Origin of the sequence: Micromonospora sp. MW-13 (assembly GCF_003434305.1) — a bacterium.
Taxonomy (GTDB): domain Bacteria; phylum Actinomycetota; class Actinomycetes; order Mycobacteriales; family Micromonosporaceae; genus Micromonospora.
The window spans coordinates 15,137-30,897 of sequence record NZ_QKKX01000064.1 but is presented as its reverse complement, the minus strand read 5'-3'; the positions used below and the strand labels follow the sequence as shown (position 1 = coordinate 30,897).

General features: G+C 75.4%; 13 protein-coding genes. 6 read left to right on the top strand and 7 right to left on the bottom strand.

The window, feature by feature from the left end; translation table 11 throughout:
- Genes C5N14_RS27010 through C5N14_RS26995 form a run of 4 tightly spaced genes read left to right on the top strand, consistent with a single transcriptional unit; the run spans window position 1 to window position 5,343 of the window.
- Window positions 1-1,194, top strand: coding sequence for a hypothetical protein (locus C5N14_RS27010; RefSeq protein ID WP_207892882.1), 1,194 nt, complete (start codon window positions 1-3; stop codon window positions 1,192-1,194).
- Complete coding sequence (locus C5N14_RS27005; RefSeq protein ID WP_117672021.1) at window positions 1,191-3,596, top strand: GTPase-associated protein 1-related protein; 2,406 nt, start codon at window positions 1,191-1,193, stop codon at window positions 3,594-3,596. The genes C5N14_RS27010 and C5N14_RS27005 overlap by 4 nt, the downstream gene beginning before the upstream one ends.
- Window positions 3,597-3,599: 3 nt before the next feature.
- Window positions 3,600-5,153 (top strand): hypothetical protein, encoded by a 1,554-nt coding sequence (locus tag C5N14_RS34010; RefSeq protein WP_117672019.1) that lies wholly within the window; start codon window positions 3,600-3,602, stop codon window positions 5,151-5,153.
- The gene (locus tag C5N14_RS26995) at window positions 5,146-5,343 is read left to right on the top strand and encodes a hypothetical protein (protein WP_117672018.1); all 198 of its coding nucleotides are present in this window, start codon (window positions 5,146-5,148) and stop codon (window positions 5,341-5,343) included. Before C5N14_RS34010 ends, C5N14_RS26995 begins: the two co-directional genes overlap by 8 nt.
- 12 nt (window positions 5,344-5,355) lie before the next feature.
- Here C5N14_RS26995 and C5N14_RS33435 read toward each other — a convergent pair whose 3' ends face one another.
- The 7 genes from C5N14_RS33435 to C5N14_RS26965 form a co-directional block, all read right to left on the bottom strand.
- Window positions 5,356-7,230 carry an AAA family ATPase gene (locus C5N14_RS33435; RefSeq protein WP_117672016.1) on the bottom strand — a complete coding sequence of 625 codons (1,875 nt, stop codon included), beginning with the start codon at window positions 7,228-7,230 and terminating at the stop codon, window positions 5,356-5,358.
- Window positions 7,227-8,450 (bottom strand): hypothetical protein, encoded by a 1,224-nt coding sequence (locus C5N14_RS26985; protein ID WP_117672014.1) that lies wholly within the window; start codon window positions 8,448-8,450, stop codon window positions 7,227-7,229. Before C5N14_RS26985 ends, C5N14_RS33435 begins: the two co-directional genes overlap by 4 nt.
- Complete coding sequence (locus C5N14_RS26980) at window positions 8,450-9,127, bottom strand: 4Fe-4S single cluster domain-containing protein (RefSeq protein WP_117672012.1); 678 nt, start codon at window positions 9,125-9,127, stop codon at window positions 8,450-8,452. The genes C5N14_RS26985 and C5N14_RS26980 overlap by 1 nt, the downstream gene beginning before the upstream one ends.
- The gene (locus C5N14_RS26975) at window positions 9,124-10,170 is read right to left on the bottom strand and encodes a hypothetical protein (RefSeq protein WP_117672010.1); all 1,047 of its coding nucleotides are present in this window, start codon (window positions 10,168-10,170) and stop codon (window positions 9,124-9,126) included. Before C5N14_RS26975 ends, C5N14_RS26980 begins: the two co-directional genes overlap by 4 nt.
- Window positions 10,167-10,946, bottom strand: coding sequence for a protein phosphatase 2C domain-containing protein (locus tag C5N14_RS26970; protein WP_165878235.1), 780 nt, complete (start codon window positions 10,944-10,946; stop codon window positions 10,167-10,169). The genes C5N14_RS26975 and C5N14_RS26970 overlap by 4 nt, the downstream gene beginning before the upstream one ends.
- Window positions 10,943-11,698 (bottom strand): hypothetical protein, encoded by a 756-nt coding sequence (locus C5N14_RS32410; RefSeq protein ID WP_165878234.1) that lies wholly within the window; start codon window positions 11,696-11,698, stop codon window positions 10,943-10,945. Before C5N14_RS32410 ends, C5N14_RS26970 begins: the two co-directional genes overlap by 4 nt.
- Before the next feature lie 165 nt (window positions 11,699-11,863).
- Window positions 11,864-12,685 (bottom strand): hypothetical protein, encoded by an 822-nt coding sequence (locus C5N14_RS26965; RefSeq protein WP_117672008.1) that lies wholly within the window; start codon window positions 12,683-12,685, stop codon window positions 11,864-11,866.
- Between the two features lie 699 nt (window positions 12,686-13,384).
- On the opposite strand from C5N14_RS26965, the gene C5N14_RS26960 reads away from it, so the two are divergent.
- Together C5N14_RS26960 and C5N14_RS26950 are read left to right on the top strand one after the other, a co-directional pair.
- Window positions 13,385-14,461, top strand: a complete 1,077-nt coding sequence (locus tag C5N14_RS26960; RefSeq protein ID WP_207892881.1) for a hypothetical protein — start codon at window positions 13,385-13,387, stop codon at window positions 14,459-14,461.
- Window positions 14,462-15,028: 567 nt separating this feature from the next.
- Window positions 15,029-15,727 carry a Crp/Fnr family transcriptional regulator gene (locus tag C5N14_RS26950; protein ID WP_117672002.1) on the top strand — a complete coding sequence of 233 codons (699 nt, stop codon included), beginning with the start codon at window positions 15,029-15,031 and terminating at the stop codon, window positions 15,725-15,727.
- Window positions 15,728-15,761 lie beyond the last annotated feature (34 nt).

Genomic DNA, 15,761 nt, shown 5'->3' with positions numbered 1-15,761 from the left:
ATGACCACCCCCTCCTGCCCGTACTGCTACGCCAAGATCGACCTGCGGGCGCCGTGGTTCCGGTGCACGGGGCGCCGGTCGCCGGGCAACGACCCCTGTAAGCCCCAGTGGGACGAGGCCAGGGACCGGGAGATCGGCATCAAGGAACTGGTGCTGCCGTCGTTCCCGGGGCCCCGTCGCGCCCTGCGGGCGGTGACCGCCTCGACGTGCCCGCACTGCGGCGCCGAGTCCGCGGTGAAGGTCTGCCCGACCTGCCACAGCCGGCTGCCGGCGACGTTCGGCGAGGGGCGCAGCCCGCTCATCGCCATGGCGGGCGCGCGGCACACCGGCAAGAGCGTGTACCTCAAGGTGCTGTCGTACCAGTTGCGACACGGCATGGGGCAGCGCTTCGGCGCCGACGTCCGGCTCGTCGGCGACAGCCAGTTCCGGGCCGAGACCGGCGGCGGCCGGGACTTCCTCGACCCGGCCGGCGAGCTCTTCCCCGACGGCGGGCTCTACCAGCGCACCGGCCAGGCGGAGTTCGGCCGGCGCGAGCCGATCGTGTTCGCCTGGCGACAGAACCGCGGGATCACCGGCTACGAGACCACCTTCCTGTCCTTCTTCGACACCGCCGGGGAGGACCTGATCGACCAGGACACGGTCGACAACCTGCGCTACCTCGGCGCGGCCGACGCCCTCATCCTGCTGCTCGACCCGTTCATGATCCCGCAGGCGCGGGACCGGATCCGGCTGCCGGCGTCGGCGGTCGACACGCACGCCAGCACCGTCGACGTGGTCAGCCGGGTGACCGAGAACCTGCGGATCAGCCACCGGCTCGGTGGCCGCCGGAACATCACGATCCCGGTGGCGGTGGCGTTCGCGAAGATCGACGCGTTCTTCGACGTGCTGGGCCCGGACCATCCCCTGGTCCGCCGTCCGGTGCCCGGTCCCCGCTACGACGAGCAGGCCGGGCGGGTCACCCACGAGCACGTCCGCGCGTTGCTGCACGAATGGGGGGCGGACGACATCGACACCCACCTCACCCTCAACTACCGCAACTTCCGCTACTTCACCGTCTCGGCCCTCGGGGCCGAGCCGGACTACGACGAGAACAGGGTCGACGCGCGCGGGGTCCAGCCGTTCCGGGTGGACGAGCCGCTGCTGTGGCTGCTCAGCGAGTTCAACGTGGTGCCGCGCACCAGGACCGCCCGATGACAGGTCGGTTCGAGACGTTGGTCTACACCGACTGCCGCCCGGGGCAGGGGCTCAAGGGCGGCGCGGGGTTGCAGTTCCAGGCCCGGTCCTCCGACGAGGCCGCCGCGGGGGAGGACCTGGTCAGGAACAACCTGCTCTACGAGCCGCCGTCGCCGTGGATGGCCGACCGACGGCCCGTCGCGCAGTACCCGCCCTCGTTCGCGCACATCCGGTCCGGCGGCCTCCTGGCCACGGCGTCGGGGGTCTACCTGGGTCGCGAGGCCAACGGCACCCGGGAGGGCAACCAGCTCACCCACGCCATCGTCACCACCGACCCCGCCAGCTACGACGACCTGCGGCCGGCGCAGCTGTTCCGCGCGCCGTTCTGGTCGACCGAGCTGGCGCCGACGACCCGCAGCGCGCCGGTGGAGCTCACCGACGGGGTGGGGGCCGCCCTCTCCCCCGCCCACGCGCGGGACTTCGTGCTCGCCCAGCCGGACGGGCCGGTGACGCTGCTCGCCCTGGTCTGCGCCCTCGGCGAGGCCGGGCAGCCCGGCCGGCGCCGGGTGCTCTTCGTCGGCGACGACGCGGCGTCGGTCGTGTCGTGGATCGTCGCGGGTACCCTCCTCGTGCCGCGTGAGCGGGCGCTGGAGTTGGGGTTCAAGGTGTTCTCGACCGACCCGGCGCGTTCCGCGCTGCCGATCGTCGCGGTGCTGCCGGAGTTCGCCGGCTCGGCCGGCCGGGTCGACAACGAACTCGGCTACGTGGTGTTCGACCTCTGCCGGCACGCGCACACCCCGGTCGCGCCGACCGCCGCCGCCCGCCGCTGGGTGGACCTGTTCCTGACGGAGGACCCCCGGGACGTGGTGGACGCCCTGCACGTCGCGACCGAGTCCGGGATCACCGGCGGCGGCGGGCAGCCGGACGAGGCCGCCGCCGCGCTCGGGCTGGCCGCCATCCTGCACCGCCGACCGGACCCCCGGCACGCCGAGGCCATCGTGGGCTGGTTGCGCACCGGGCCGGCGGGGATGCGCCGCGCGTACGGCGTCGACGTCGCCGACCTGTTCGCCGAGACCCCCGAGCGGTGGCCGCAGGAGGTGCTGGTGCTGCTCGACGAGGTCGGCTGCGACGGCCTCGTGCCCGGTCGGGCCGCCGAGGTCCGGCTCGCTCTCATGATCAGCGAGGTCGAGGCCGCGCGGACCCGGGGCGTGGTGACGGATCGGCCACTGCCCGCGCTGCCGAACGGCGAGTGGAACGCGGACCACGACGACCAGGCTCGGCAGATTCTCACCGAGGCCCTCACCTCGGGGGTGCCGCCGCTGCGGTTCGCCGCCCTGCTGCGGGTGGCCACCCGGTTCCGGGTCGACGTGCGGTGGGACGACATCCAGGACGCCGCCGAGCCGTTCGTCGGGTACTGGGCGGACCATCCCCGGGCGGTCCGCCCTCGCGGCTGGCCGTGCGCCGGCATGTTGCACGACCGGCTCATCGCCCTGCTGGGCGAACGCGCCCTGCTCGGCGAGGCGGCCCAGGCCGAGATCGGCGACACCTGGCGGGAGCCGCTGCTCCCCCACGTCGGCACGTTGCCGCCGCAACTGGCGGAGGCGGTGCTGGGCGCGACGGTGCGGCGCGGCGAGAACCGGGCCACCGTCGTCGAGCGCCACCTCCGCGAGGCCCGGCACGACCCCGGGTGGTTCTCCTGGACGGTGGGGGCGTTGTGGGGCCAGGCCCCGCCCACGACCGCCGAGCTGGAACTGGTGCGGGACCTCGCGCCGGCGGGCGCCCGGCCGGGCGCGTGGGTGTTCCGGCGGCTCGTCGCGCAGGTCACCGGCAGCGCGCCGCCGACCCCACGGCTGCTCGACCTCTGCCGGGCGCTGCTCGCCCAGGGGCTGATGACGGCCACCCCGCAGGTGCGCGGGGAACTGGCGGACGACGACACCCTGACCGCCGTCGTCGCCGAGTTGCGCCGGGTCCCGGACGGTGAGCGCGCCGCGACGCTGCTGCGGCGCCTGCGCGGGTGCTCGCCCCGCCTCGTGGAGATGCGGCAGGCCGACGTCGCCTCGGTGCTGGCGCGGCTGGTCGCCTTCCAGCCCCTGGACGCGGTGCTCGACCGGCACCCGACCCTGCTGGTGCCCCTCGTCACCCGGCTGGCCGAGACGCTGCACCACGAGGACGCCGTGCCGCCCGCCGTCCTGTCCTACTACCTGCTCGCGGGCGCGGGCCCGCCTCCGGCCGCGCAGGCGGAGCAGCTCGAACAAGCCCTCGGACGCTGGCTGACCCAGGCCCGGGACGAGCAGATCGACCGCGCCGGCCGGCACTTCGCGCATCTCGACAGCGCCTGGCGCGACGGCTGGCAGCGACACGTCGAGGCGTACCGGCACCGGCGCCGCCGCTACCGCATGACCCACCCGTTCGGACGCCGGTGACCGATGCGGTACGTCGGATACCTCATCTACGCGTGGGTCTGCGCGGTGTGCGTGATCTACGTCTCCATGCCGCTGGCCGTCGTCGGGGCTGCCGCCGCCCTGGTCGTCGGCCTGGCCGTCGCGCTCGCACTCGCCGGCGTCGTCCTGCTCGGCCGGGCGTCCTGGGCCCGCGTGCGCACTCCCGATCAGGTCCGCCGGGGCGGCCTGCCGGGGCGGGTGGCGCCGGCCTTCGTCCGCCGCGACCGGGCCTGGCCGCAGTACTTCGCCGCCCAGGTGCTGCTCGACGTCCGCGCCGTGGCGGACCGGGCCCTCGCGATCACCGGTCTCGTCTGGACCCGGCCGCTGCCGTGGGTGCGGGCCCACCGGGCCTGGTGGCCGCTGTACGTGCCGGTCGTCGCGGTCCAGCTCGGCGTGTCGCTGGGCGCCGCCGCCGGGGTCCTGGGCGTCGCGCTGGTCACGGCGGTCGTCGCGGCGGGGGGTTGGCTGGTCGGCGGGGCCGTGGTCCACCTGCTGCGCGGGGCGGACGCGGGCTGGCAGGCGATGTCGAACTCCCGGGCCAGTTGCCGGCACTGCTACCAGTTGGCGGCCGTGCCCGCGTACCGGTGCCTCGGGCCGCACCCGGTCGCCGACCGGCTGGCCGGGGACGACCTGCACCGGGACCTGCGGCCCGGCCGGCTCGGCGTGCTCTGGCGGCGGTGCGGCTGCGGTCGGCGGCTGCCGACCACCGTCCTGCGCACCGCCTCCAGCCGCCTACTGGAGGCGCGCTGCCCGAGCTGCGGAGAGGCCCTGCTGCCGGGCGCCGGGGTGGTCACGGACGTCCGGATGCCCGTGTTCGGCGCGGCGTCGGCCGGCAAGACCCAACTGATCATGTCGGCGCTGGTGGGACTGCACCGCGCGGGCGAGGACGCCGGCGCCGAGGTCTCCCTGCCGGACGAGCGCGACCGGCAGCGCTACGAGGTGTACGACCGGCTCCTGCGCGACGGCGGGTCACCGGCGAAGACGGAGGCCGGCAGCCCCCCCGTCGCCGTCACGCTCCGGCTGGCCCGCCGCTCGCGCGTCGCGCTGGTGCACCTGTTCGACGCGGCCGGCGAGGACCTCGTCGACCGGGAACAGAACGCCCGGCTGGCCTACCTCGACCACGCCCGCTCGCTGGTCTACGTCCTCGACCCGTTCTCGGTACGGCGGCTGCGCGACGAGCACGCCGAGGGCGCACCGGACGTCTTCGCCGCGGCCAACCCGGCGAGCCACGACCCGGAGGACGCGTACAACGCCACCGTACAGCGCTTGCAGGACTACGGGGTCCGCACCGGCCGGCGACGGCTGGTCTTCGTCGTGTCCAAGGCGGACCTGCTGGAGAAGCTGTCGGCCGGCCCGGGGGGGCCGGACGGGGTGCGGGCGTGGCTGGTGGACGTCGGGCTCGGCAACCTCGTCCTGGCCGCCGAGCGCGACTTCGGTGAGGTGGCCTACTTCCTGGTCTCCGGGCGACGTCAGGACCGGGAGGGCGGTGCCGGGCCGGCGAGTTGGATCCTGACGCGGGAATGGGGCGGCCTTGACTGACGGCGGACCACAGCAGCTCCCACCGGCCCACCGCGCCGCGCGGCTGGCGATCCTCGTCGCCCTGGTCGGCGTGCTGGTCGCCGGCCTGCTCGCCGCCGGCCTGACCGACGCGGTCGGCGCGGCGTGGCAGTGGGGAGTCGACGCCTTCGTCGCGCTCCTGACGGCGCTGCGCGACGGGGCACGGGCGTAGCACCGACCCGTTTCAGGCGCCGCGGATGACCGTGCCGCGCGGCCCGACCGACAGGTGCAGGGACACCTGCCCGGGATGGTCGAAGACGTGCCCCACCAGGGGGTCCCGCACCAGGCGGTCCAGGACGTCGCGGATGCTGCGCACCCCGAGCCGCAGCGCCTCCGGCCGGCGCATCACCTCCTGCACCCGCAGCACGACGGCCTCCTCGTCGACGGTCAGCCGCACGCCCTGCCGGCCGGCGCTGGCGGTGAGCTGCGCCAGCAGCTTGCGGACGATGCGATCGACGAACTCCGGTCGCAGGATGTCGAAGACGGTGATCCCGCCGCCCAGCCGGCCGAGCAGCTCAGGCCGCCCGAGCCTGGTGGTGAAGTGCTCGCGCACGGCGCGTTCGAAGTGCGCGGTGACCGTGTCGTAGTCGGGCAGTTCACCGCCGTCCAGCCAGCCGTACGTCTCGGCGGCCCCCAGGTTCGACGTGAAGATGATGATCGTCTCGGAGAAGTAGGCGGTGTTGCCCAACGCGTCGGTGAGCCGACCGTCGTCGAGCACCTGGAGGAACTTGTCGAACACCGAGGCGTGTGCCTTCTCGATCTCGTCGAAGAGCAGCACGCTGAACGGGCGCTGGCTCACCCGGTTCGTCAGCTCCCCGCCGCGTTCGTGGCCGACGTACCCGGGCGGCGCTCCGGTCAGCCGTTCCGCGGAGTGCGGCTCGGCGAACGTCGACATGTCGAACCGGGCCAGCGCGGTCTCGTCGTCGAAGACGAACTCGCTCAGGGCCCGGGCGAGTTCCGTCTTGCCGACGCCGGTGGGCCCGACGAAGAAGAAGATGCCCTTGGGACGCGACTCGGAGCTGTGCGGGTCGGCCACGAAGTCGATGCCGACGGTGGCGGCCGTCAGGGCCCGGCGGACCCGTTCGACCGCGACGGGCTGGCCGACGACCCGGTCCTCGACCGCGGGGGCGAACCGGGTGAGCCGGTCCCGGACCTGCCGCCAGGGGTCGCGCCGGGGGCCGAAGAGGGTGCGTTTCATCAGCGTCCGGGGCTCGTCCAGCGGGATGCGCTGGAGCTTGCTCATCCGCCACAGGCCGTCCAGCTCGGTGATCGCCATGCCCTCGCTGAGGTTGGCCAGCACCCTCAGGTCGTCGGAGGCCCGCCGGGCGTCGGCCGCCTGGTGGAAGTGGCGGGCCTGCTGGTGCAGGTACACGTGCCGCTCGTCGAAGGTCGGCAGCGCCGCCTCGATCACCTGGACGTACGGCCGGTCCCGGTAGAGCCAGGCCGGCAGGGTGCCCAGGTCGTCGGCGACCAGCACGAGCAGATTGCGCACCGGGCCGGTCTGGGCCGCCTCGGTCATCGCCTTTGCCATGGTGCCCAACAGGCGGCGCTCGGCGTCCCCGCCGCGGTCGGGCGGCGCGAGCATCAGATCGACCAGGTCGACGATGAACGCCGACGAGGTGGCGCCCTGCCGCAGCACCGCGCGGATCGCGGCCAGCGCGTCGTACGGGTTGCTCAACGTCGGCGCCGGGGCGTCGCGCAGCGCGGCGGCGAACCGGTTCCGGACCGCGCCGGCCCGGCCGGTCGACGCTGGCGGCTCGGGCGCTGCGGGCCGCTCGCCGCCCGCGGCGGTCAGCCGCTGGAACTCCCGCTCGTCGTCCGGGCCCGCGAAGCTCAACCCGTCGATCAGGTCGTAGTAGCCGGTCAGCTGGTAGCCGAAGACCGACAGCAGCCCGGCGACCGAGTTACGCAACGGCTGGAACGACCGGTCCCAGCGGACCAGGTCACGGACGTTGCCGTGGATGATCACGTGCCGGCCCCGGGCGATCTCCGCGGTGACCCGCTCCAGCCAGGCCGCGGCCGGACGGGCCGTGGGCCGACCGGCCGAGGCGTCGCTCACTGCCGGCTCCGGTCGTCGTGGCCGGCGCGCTCCTGGGCCTGCCGGGCGGGTGGCCTGGGCCTGCCGGGTTTGCCCTCCCAGTACAGGCCGTCGGCGGCCACGCCCTGCCGGCCGAGCTGGACGTGGAAGCGTTCGAGCAGTTCCTCGGTCAGGTCGCAGCGGGAACTCGCGCCGTCCGGCGAGGTCTCCACGACCGTGTCGACCCCGTCGCCGCGGTACTCCAGCCGGTTGCCCCGGCCGTCATCGGCGTGCACGGTGAGCTCGATGGCCGACCCGTCGGCGCGCTGGGCGACGAAGACCACCGTCGCGTCCCGCTCCGCCAGGCTGCCCGGCACCACCCGCAGGCCGGCGGCGGGCAGCGCGGCGCTGGCCGCCTCCACGATGACCGCCATCCGCTCCAGCCGGTCGAGGCGGGCGTCGACGTCGGCCGTCACGGCCTCGACGCGGCGGCGCAGCCCGGCCAACCGGTGCTCCCAGCGGCTCAGGTTCCCGGCGTCCCGTTCCCCGCGCAGGTCGGCCACCTCGGCGCGCAGCTCGGCCGCCTCGGTCACCGCGACGCCCGCCACCTCGGCGTCGGTCAGCACGACGGTCAGCCGGCTGGCGAGTTCGTCGGTCTCCGTGGCCAGCCGCAGCACGTGGCCCTGCCGGTCGCGGACCGTCTCCAGGTGCGCCCCGACGGCCTCGCCGAGCCGCCGGTGGGTCTCGGCGAACCGCCGGGTGTCCCCGGTACGGTCCTGCGCCTCGGCCCGCAGCGCCGCGACGGCCCGGTGCCCGGCCGGGTCGAGGCGTTCGCGGTCGACCAGCTCGCGGAGCGGTTCGAGGACGAGGTCCAGGGCGAGGCCGTGCTCCCGGCGGGTCAGCTCCCCCGCCACGGCGGCGGTCAACGCGTCCGCGCGGCGCTCCGCGCGACGCAGTTCCCCGCCGGCCCGGGTGAGCCCGGCCTCGTCGGCGGGCCGGGGCAGCGCGGCGACCCGGGCGGCCTCCGCGGTCACCTCGGCGCCCTGGGGCAGCGCCCGGGACGTGTCGGCGAGGTGGCGCAGCCGCGCCGTCAGGGCGTCCCTGCGCGCGGTCGCGGCTGCGATGCCGGCGTCGAGCCGCCGCCGGCGGGCTTCCTCCCGGCGTCGCCGACGTTCCTCCTCGCGCCGCCGCCGGGCGGCCTCCACCTGGGCCCGGCGGGCGGCGTCGAGCGCGACGGTCGTGTACTTCGGGCTTCCGGACATCATCGGCCTCTCTCGTCGGGCGGCGCGGGATCGCCGGGCGGCGGCACGGCACCGTCGGACGGCGCGAGCACGACTCCCCGGGCCGCCATGGCGGCCTCGAACCCGGCGCGGAAGTCGGCGACCGGCGGAACACCGATCCACTCGACGCCGTCGCCGGTCAGGTGCAGCTCGATCCCCGCCGAGACGTCCCGGTCCGGCGGCGCGTGCCGGTCGGTGAGGAAGTGCAACCGCTGGTTCGCGGAGCCGCGCCACCTCAGGTCGGCGTGGCGAGCCGCCACGTAGGGACCGTCCACGAGGATGTCGAGCTGCCCCAGCAGCCGCCGCTGGGCGGAGTCGCCGTGCCGGCGCAGGTGCTCGATCGGGTACCCGCTGAACGACATCACCGACCAGTCGCGGTCGGCCCGGATCCGGTCCACCAGCGCGCTGAGCCCCGCCGCCTGCGCCATCGGCTCGCCGCCGGAGAACGTCACGCCGGTGGTCTCCGGCGGCAGGCCGCCGAGCCAGCCGGCCAGGTCGTCGACGGTGCGGGTGGTCCCGCCGGTGAAGGGCAGGTCCTCGGGCGCGACGCAACCCGCGCAGCGCAGCGGGCAGCCCCGGACCCAGACGACCGCGCGCAGACCGGGACCGAGCACGGCGGTGCGGTCGGCGACCCGGCTGATCCCGATCGTCGTCGTCATCGCTGACCTCCGGGGAACGGGTCGGGTGCCCCGGCCTCGGCCATCCGGCACCAGGGGCAGTTCCGGGCCTCGCGCGGGTACACGTGGGTCGCCACGGCGGGGCAGGGCGCGAGGCTGTCCCTGGCGTACGCGAGGGCCGCCGCCCAGGACTGCGGGCCGGGACGGGCGGCGGGCGCGGCGTACCCGGCGTCGAGGGCATCGCCGAGCCGGCGGCGTAGCACCGCCGGCAGGGCCTCCGGCGGGACGGCGGCGGCGGGCACCCGGACGTCGGCGCCGAGCAGCCGGCACCGGCGGAGCCGGACGTTGTCGACCTCCTCGACCGGACCCGCGGTCTCGCGGGGCACGCCCCCGAAGGGGTGGAAGCCGAGGCAGGTGAGCTGAGCCACCAGCACGGCCAGGGCCCAGTGGTCACTGGCCGGCTCCCGGCTGCGCGACGGCCCGGCCAGGTGCTCGGGCGCCGTGTACTCGGGCCGGGAGAACGGGCAGGTCAGGTCCACCCCGGTCACCGGGTCGCGCAGCTGCCAGCCGTCCGCGTCGATGAGGCAGACGCCCCCGGACGCGGAGACGAAGACGTTCGCCGGTGCGAGGTCGCCGACCACGTGCCCGCGCTGGTGCACGACGTGCACGACACGTGCCAACTCCTCCGCCACGGTCAGCCACCAGGACCACGTCGCGCCGGGCAGCATCCGGGCCCGGACGGCCGGGTTGAACAGGCTCGGCAGCGGGACGAAGCGCGGGTGGGCGAGCCGGGGAGCGGCGTACCCGAGCAGCCGGCCGTCGTCGCGCCGGTGCACCGCGGCGCTCGGCCAGGCCACCAGCGGCTGACCGGACCCCCCGGCCCATCCGGCCGGGTCGGCGAGCATGATCCGCAGCCGGTCGGCCAGGTGCACCCGGTCCGCGCGGTGCAGCACCTTGACCACCGTGTCCGGCCGATCCCGCAGCCCGAAGACCCGGCCCTGGGAGCCGGCCGACCCGACCGGCGCGCCCAGGGTGGCGGCCGACCGGCGGCCGTCCGGGGCGATCAGCCACACGTCGAGGCTCATCGGGGCACCGCCAGCACGAGGGTCCGGTCGTCGTCGGTGAGCGCGCCGACCCGCCGGCCGCAGAGCAGCCGGGTCAGCGCCGTCGGGTCCGGGTCGGCCACCTCGGCCAGCGCGAAGAGCTGCCCGAAGGCGGCGGCACCCGGCCTGCTGGGCCGGGTCCCGTCGTACTCGACGAGGAGGCTGTCCAGGCCGTCGGTGCACACGGCGAGCCCGGTCAGATCGGGCAGCCGCGCGACCAGTCGGCGGGTGTCCGCCACGGCCCGTGCCGTCGGCAGCAGCGCCGTCGCGCCGGGTGGCCGACCGGCGACGTCCGGCGGGGCGGCCAGCAGGGCGAGGTCGTCGCCGTCGGTGCGGACCACGACCACACCGTCGCCGACGGCGAGCACGCCGACCCACGGCGGGTGGGCGACCACCACGGTCACCGTCGTGGCGAGATCCTCGGGACGGAACCCACCGGCGGCCCGCGCCAGGGCCCGCGCCGCCCGCCGGAACCGCCGGAACAGCTGGTCCCGCGCGGCGTCCAGCAGGGCCGACCAGGCGACGGCGGTCCCCGGCGGCCGGTCCCGGACGAGGGCGACGAACACCTGTGTCGCCAGCGCGACGACCAACGACGCGCCGGCCGCGGCGCAGCGGCGTCCGCCGGCCCCGTCGGCGACGACGAGCAGCAGGAGCCCGTCGATCTCCCGCACCGCGTACGCGTCCTGGCCGCTCACCCCGGCGCGGGCGTGCGCCCCGCCCGCGACGCTTCCGGCCAGGACCGACCACCGCGTCCTCACCGGAACTCGTCCCCGTACACCTGGCTGCGCACCTGATCGAAGTCGACGTGTTCGGACGTGGCCACGAGGATCAGGTCGAGCAGCTTCCTCAGGTCGAGGTCCGCCAGTGGGAAGTAGCCGCTGGCGGTGGCGAGTGCCCGCATCACCTCGTCGTCGACGCCCGGCACGCCGAACGCGAACAGCCGCATCCGCCCGGTCGAGCGCCACTGTTCCAGCCGTCGGGCGAGCGACCGCCAGCCGTCCGTAGGGTTGCCCTCGGCGTCGGTCGGCGCGCCGTCGCTGACCAGGATCAGCCGGGGGCCGCCGGTCTGCTGGGCGTGCACCGTCTGCACATGCTGCCGCCGCCGCTCCACGAGTGACAGCGCCAACTCCACCGCCTCCACCATGGGCGTCGCGCCCCCGGCCACCAGCGGCGCCAGCTCCAGCCGCGACGCGGGTACGAAGGCTCCGCCGTCCTCGGCCGACGGCGTGCCGTCGCCGGACACCACGCCCACCCCGCCCGCGCCGAAGGTGATGACCACGAACTCGACGTCCCGGAGCGGACCGCGGCCCTCGGCGCGCACCGTCGGCAGCCAGCGGGCCAACTCCCGGTTGAGCGCGTCGATGGCCACCACCCCGTTGCTCTGGGTGGCGCCCATCGAGCGTGAGGTGTCGATCAGCAGGGCAACGAACCGGCGCCGGTGCGTGTCGGTGACGAACTCGACCTCGTCCGGCTCGTCCGTGTCGTCCTCGAACAGCGCGAAGGGGTTCACCGGGCGGTCGTCCCCTCGGCCGGGTTCGGCGGTGGCGTGGGCCGCCGGACCACGTCTCGGGTATGGGACCCGGCTGCCCGCGACCGGGTGGGAAAGCTCGCCACGTCCCTATCTGACGGACCGCGCCGCCGTCCCGCCGCACGTCGTCGCCGCCCGGCCGCCCCGTCAGCCGTCCGCGGCGGCGGCCGCGGCCCAGGCCACGCCGTACGCGTAGCCCTGTTGCGGGCCGTCGAAGCTCGACCACACCTCGCCGACGCCGTCCGGGCGGAGCCGGTCCCCGCCCGGCGCGCGGTCGTCCACGGAACGCGGCGGCACGCCGTCCAGGCGCCAGACCAGCGCGGGGCCGCCCCCGGGCGGGAACCGCAACCGCACGGTGCAGCGGGCGCACGGCGCCAACGGCTGGAAGACGTAGTGCTCCCGGATCGGCTGGCCCGCCGGAATGCGGTAGTGCAGGCACAGCTCGTGCCGCTCTCCGGGTGCCAGGATCCGGGGCAGGGTGAGGACGAGCCGGAAGAACTGCCCCTCGTTGTGCCGGGTCACCTCCCGGATCCGGGCTCCGTAGAGAACGTCGACGGCGACGTCGTGCTCCGGGCGGTCGTCGCCCGGCCGCCTGGGCAGGCTGAACTGCACGGTGATCTCCCCGACCGGCCGGATCGCCACGACGTCCCGCGTCTCGTAGAGCTCGGGTGACGGCGTGTCGAGCCGTAGCAGCGCGTGCATGCCGTGCAGGTGCCAGGACGGACCCGTGTCGGACGGGGCGTCCGCGACGGCGGCGCGCACCAGCCGGGCCACCGCCTCGTCGATCCGGCGGCGCGCCGTGCGCTGCTGGCACGACAGCTCGCGGGCCAGTTGGTCCGTCCGCCGGTCCAGCCGCAGGTAGGAGTGCTCGGGATCGAGCGCGTACGCCAGCACGAGGGCCCGACGCAGGTCGGTGGGCATGTCGGCGGACAGGGCCAGCAGGGTGGCCCGCACCTTCGCGCGTACCACCGGGTCCGGCTCCGCCGGCGAGATGTCGCACAGGTCGGCCAGTCGCGGCCCCAGGCGACGCAGCAGGGGGCTGCTCTGCAGGCCGGGCCCCCGACGCAGCTCGAGCAGTTCCTGCCGGAGCCCGTCCTCGTACGAGGGACGGGGTTCGCTCCCGGGACGCAGGGTCGTCTCCTCTCTGCCGGTGGTCCGTCAGGACGGTGGGGAGGCTACCGGTCCGCGGCCGGCGGCGTGGCCCGTCCGGCTCCGGCTGTCCATTTCACGACCCTTATCTGGCCAGCAGATTGGCAATCGTCTGGCCAGTGCCGATCGGTAATCGGCACGAGTATGGGCGCGTCACGTCGTATTCGAGCGAGGAGATCGTCGGTGCCACCCGGGCGGACGCCGCAGGCGTTCCGCCACGCCGGCCGTTCGACGCCCCGGGCCGCCGACCTGTCGTGTCCACATCGGACCGCCGACGCCCGTGGGGACACGCCGGGGCGGCGGGAAGGCCGGCAGGCGCAGCCGAATCCGGACGTCGCGGCGGCCCCCACCCGGCCGGGAGCGCCGTCCATGGTCCACGAACCGCCTCCCCACCGGCCGGGGGGCAACGCCCGGTGCACACATCCGACACATTGGTATCGATCAACGGCAGAACCTTACCCATCTGCAATTTGCAGATCACAACCCCGCTAGCTCGGTACCTGTTCCGGGAGGAGCGTCATGACGAACGCGAATGGCACGACCGCACTGCCAGCCCCACGCGCCGCCGCCGATGCCGTGGCGGTGGGCGGGACAGCTCGCCCACGGTCCGGGGTGCGGGAGCTACGCGACCTGGCCCGCCGGGGGGACCTGGCGGCCCGCGCGGCGTCCGCGCCGCCCGCGGCCCGCGCCCGGCTCGTCAGCGCCGCGTACGACATCGTCTGGCCGATCGTCTTCAACCGGGTGACCCGGCCGGTCGAACGCCGGCGGGGCCACTGGGCCTGCGCGAGCGCGGTCCAGATGCTCGCCGACGACTGCCTCGACCGCTACCACGACGACGTGGAGGCCGTCGTCACCGACCTGATCGCCAACGCCAGGGTGCCGATCATCGACGTGGAACGCTGGGTGTCCGCCCGGCTCACCGCCGCCACCGTCGACGGTCACCGCCGCCGGCGCGGCCGGCGGGGCGCGCTGCAACGCCCCCGGGTGCCGGGGTGGCTCGCCGCGGAGCTCGGCGGGGACCCGTGGCTGACCGACCTCGCCGTGCAGATCCTCACCTGGGTCGGCGTGGCCACCACCGCCGGCACCCAGCTCTGGCCGTTGGACAGTTGGGCGCAGCGGCGGGAGTCGGTGACCGGCGACCTGACGGGCAGCGACGGCCCGACCGTGTCCCGGGAGGTCGACCGGGTGCTGGCCGCCATGCGGCGGCGACCGCGCTGGTACGCCGACTACGTGGAGCGTCCGCTCGGCGGCAAGCGCCCCCCGGTCCTCGCCACGCCGGGCGACGGGGTCGCGGACCCCCGCCCGCTGCTGCCCGTCGGCTCGCAGGAGCGCGCCGAGGCCCAGTTGGCCGACCTCGCGTCCGCCGCCGTGGCGGCGATCAGCCGACGGCTGCGGTCCGGAGCGGACCCGGTGGCCACGGTGGTGGAGGTCCTCGGCGCCGTCTTCGGCACGGGCACCGGGAGCGAGGAGATCGACCGGACGCCCGACGGCGCACCGGGCCCCGACGAGTGGGTCTCAACCCTGCTCGCCGACGCCGATGCCGTCCGGCGCGTCGTCGACGAGGTGCTGCGCGTCATCGGTGCGGCCCACCAGTAGCCGGAGCCTCCGGGCCCGGTCGGTCACCAGGGCCGCGAGGGCGGCCGGGGGCGCCCCCGCCGCCCTCGCGGCGCGCCACGCCTCGATGAGCTCCCGCTCCAGGAGCCGCCGGAGGCTCTCCCGCTGCCCGGGCGAGAGCTTCCCAGGCACCGGGGCGGGTTCGGGGCTGGTCGGATCGTCGGGGCGCACCGCCTCACCGCCCGCCGGCCGGTGACCCCGGCCCCGCAGCCGCCCGCCGGCTGCCTGCGCCCGCGGGCCCGGCCGCTCGACCGGACGGTCGGACGGTCGTCGCCATCTCTCCTCCGATCCGTGCCGCACCGGCCTGCGTCACCCGCCCTCATCTGACGGACGGGCGCACGCAGCCGGCCCGCCGGTCGTCGGGCGCGTCCCGTGACCGGCGGGCTGAGGTGCGACAGGCTGTCAGCGGCAGGACCGCCCCCGATGTGACTCCACGTCCCCTCCCCTCGACGTGCCGGACCGTCCGATGCGGGTATTGCATCCCCATCCGGCGAGCGGTATTCCGGGAAAGGACGGGATCTGTCCCGCCACACATCGGGAGGACACCGCATGTCTGCCGCACCGCCGGACGACGACGCAGCCTGGTCCGCCGGGTCGTTCATGGACCGGGTCGCCTCCAGCACACGCCGGGAGCTGCTGGCCCTCGGCGTCACCCGAACGGTGTCCGGCGGCCGGCGCCTGCTGACCGAGGGGGCGCGGGACACCCACGTCGAGGTGATCCGGCGCGGCTTCGTCAAGGTCACCGCAGCCGTGGACGGGACGGAGCGGCTGCTGGCGATCCGCCTGCCCGGCGACCTCGTCGGCGAGTTCGGGGCCATGACGGGTCAGGGTCGCACCGCGACCGTGACGGCGTGCGGCGACGTGGTGTCCACCGTCATCAGGCAGGCGGACTTCCTCGCCTACCTCGGCTGCCATCCCACGGTGGCCGCACAGGTCACGGCCACCGTGGGCGAGCGGCTACGGTGGGCGAACACCCGTCGGGTGGACTTCGCCGCGTATCCGGTGCACGTCAGGCTCGCCCGGGTGCTCGCCGACATCGCGGCGCACTGCGGCCGGGCCGACGACGACGAACTCGTCATCGGGGTCGACCTGAACCACGCCGAACTCGCGACCCTGGTCGGAGCAGCGACGGACACGACCCAGCGGGCGTTGCGGACCCTGCGGGCAAAGAGACTGATCCGCACCGGGTACCGCCGGATCGCGGTTCTCGACCTGACGGGCCTCCGCGCGCTCGCGGCCCCCCGATGAGCAGCCGAGCCGACGTGGGGGGCGTCGCCGGCAG

What these genes read in the sequence shown, in the direction of transcription:
- C5N14_RS26975 (WP_117672010.1), bottom strand. Translation starts at nt 10,170, where the DNA reads ATGAGCCTCGACGTGTGGCTGATCGCCCCGGACGGCCGCCGGTCGGCC.
- C5N14_RS26950 (WP_117672002.1), top strand. Translation starts at nt 15,029, where the DNA reads ATGTCTGCCGCACCGCCGGACGACGACGCAGCCTGGTCCGCCGGGTCG.
- C5N14_RS27005 (WP_117672021.1), top strand. Translation starts at nt 1,191, where the DNA reads ATGACAGGTCGGTTCGAGACGTTGGTCTACACCGACTGCCGCCCGGGG.
- C5N14_RS27010 (WP_207892882.1), top strand. Translation starts at nt 1, where the DNA reads ATGACCACCCCCTCCTGCCCGTACTGCTACGCCAAGATCGACCTGCGG.
- C5N14_RS26960 (WP_207892881.1), top strand. Translation starts at nt 13,385, where the DNA reads ATGACGAACGCGAATGGCACGACCGCACTGCCAGCCCCACGCGCCGCC.
- C5N14_RS34010 (WP_117672019.1), top strand. Translation starts at nt 3,600, where the DNA reads ATGCGGTACGTCGGATACCTCATCTACGCGTGGGTCTGCGCGGTGTGC.
- C5N14_RS26985 (WP_117672014.1), bottom strand. Translation starts at nt 8,450, where the DNA reads ATGTCCGGAAGCCCGAAGTACACGACCGTCGCGCTCGACGCCGCCCGC.
- C5N14_RS26980 (WP_117672012.1), bottom strand. Translation starts at nt 9,127, where the DNA reads ATGACGACGACGATCGGGATCAGCCGGGTCGCCGACCGCACCGCCGTG.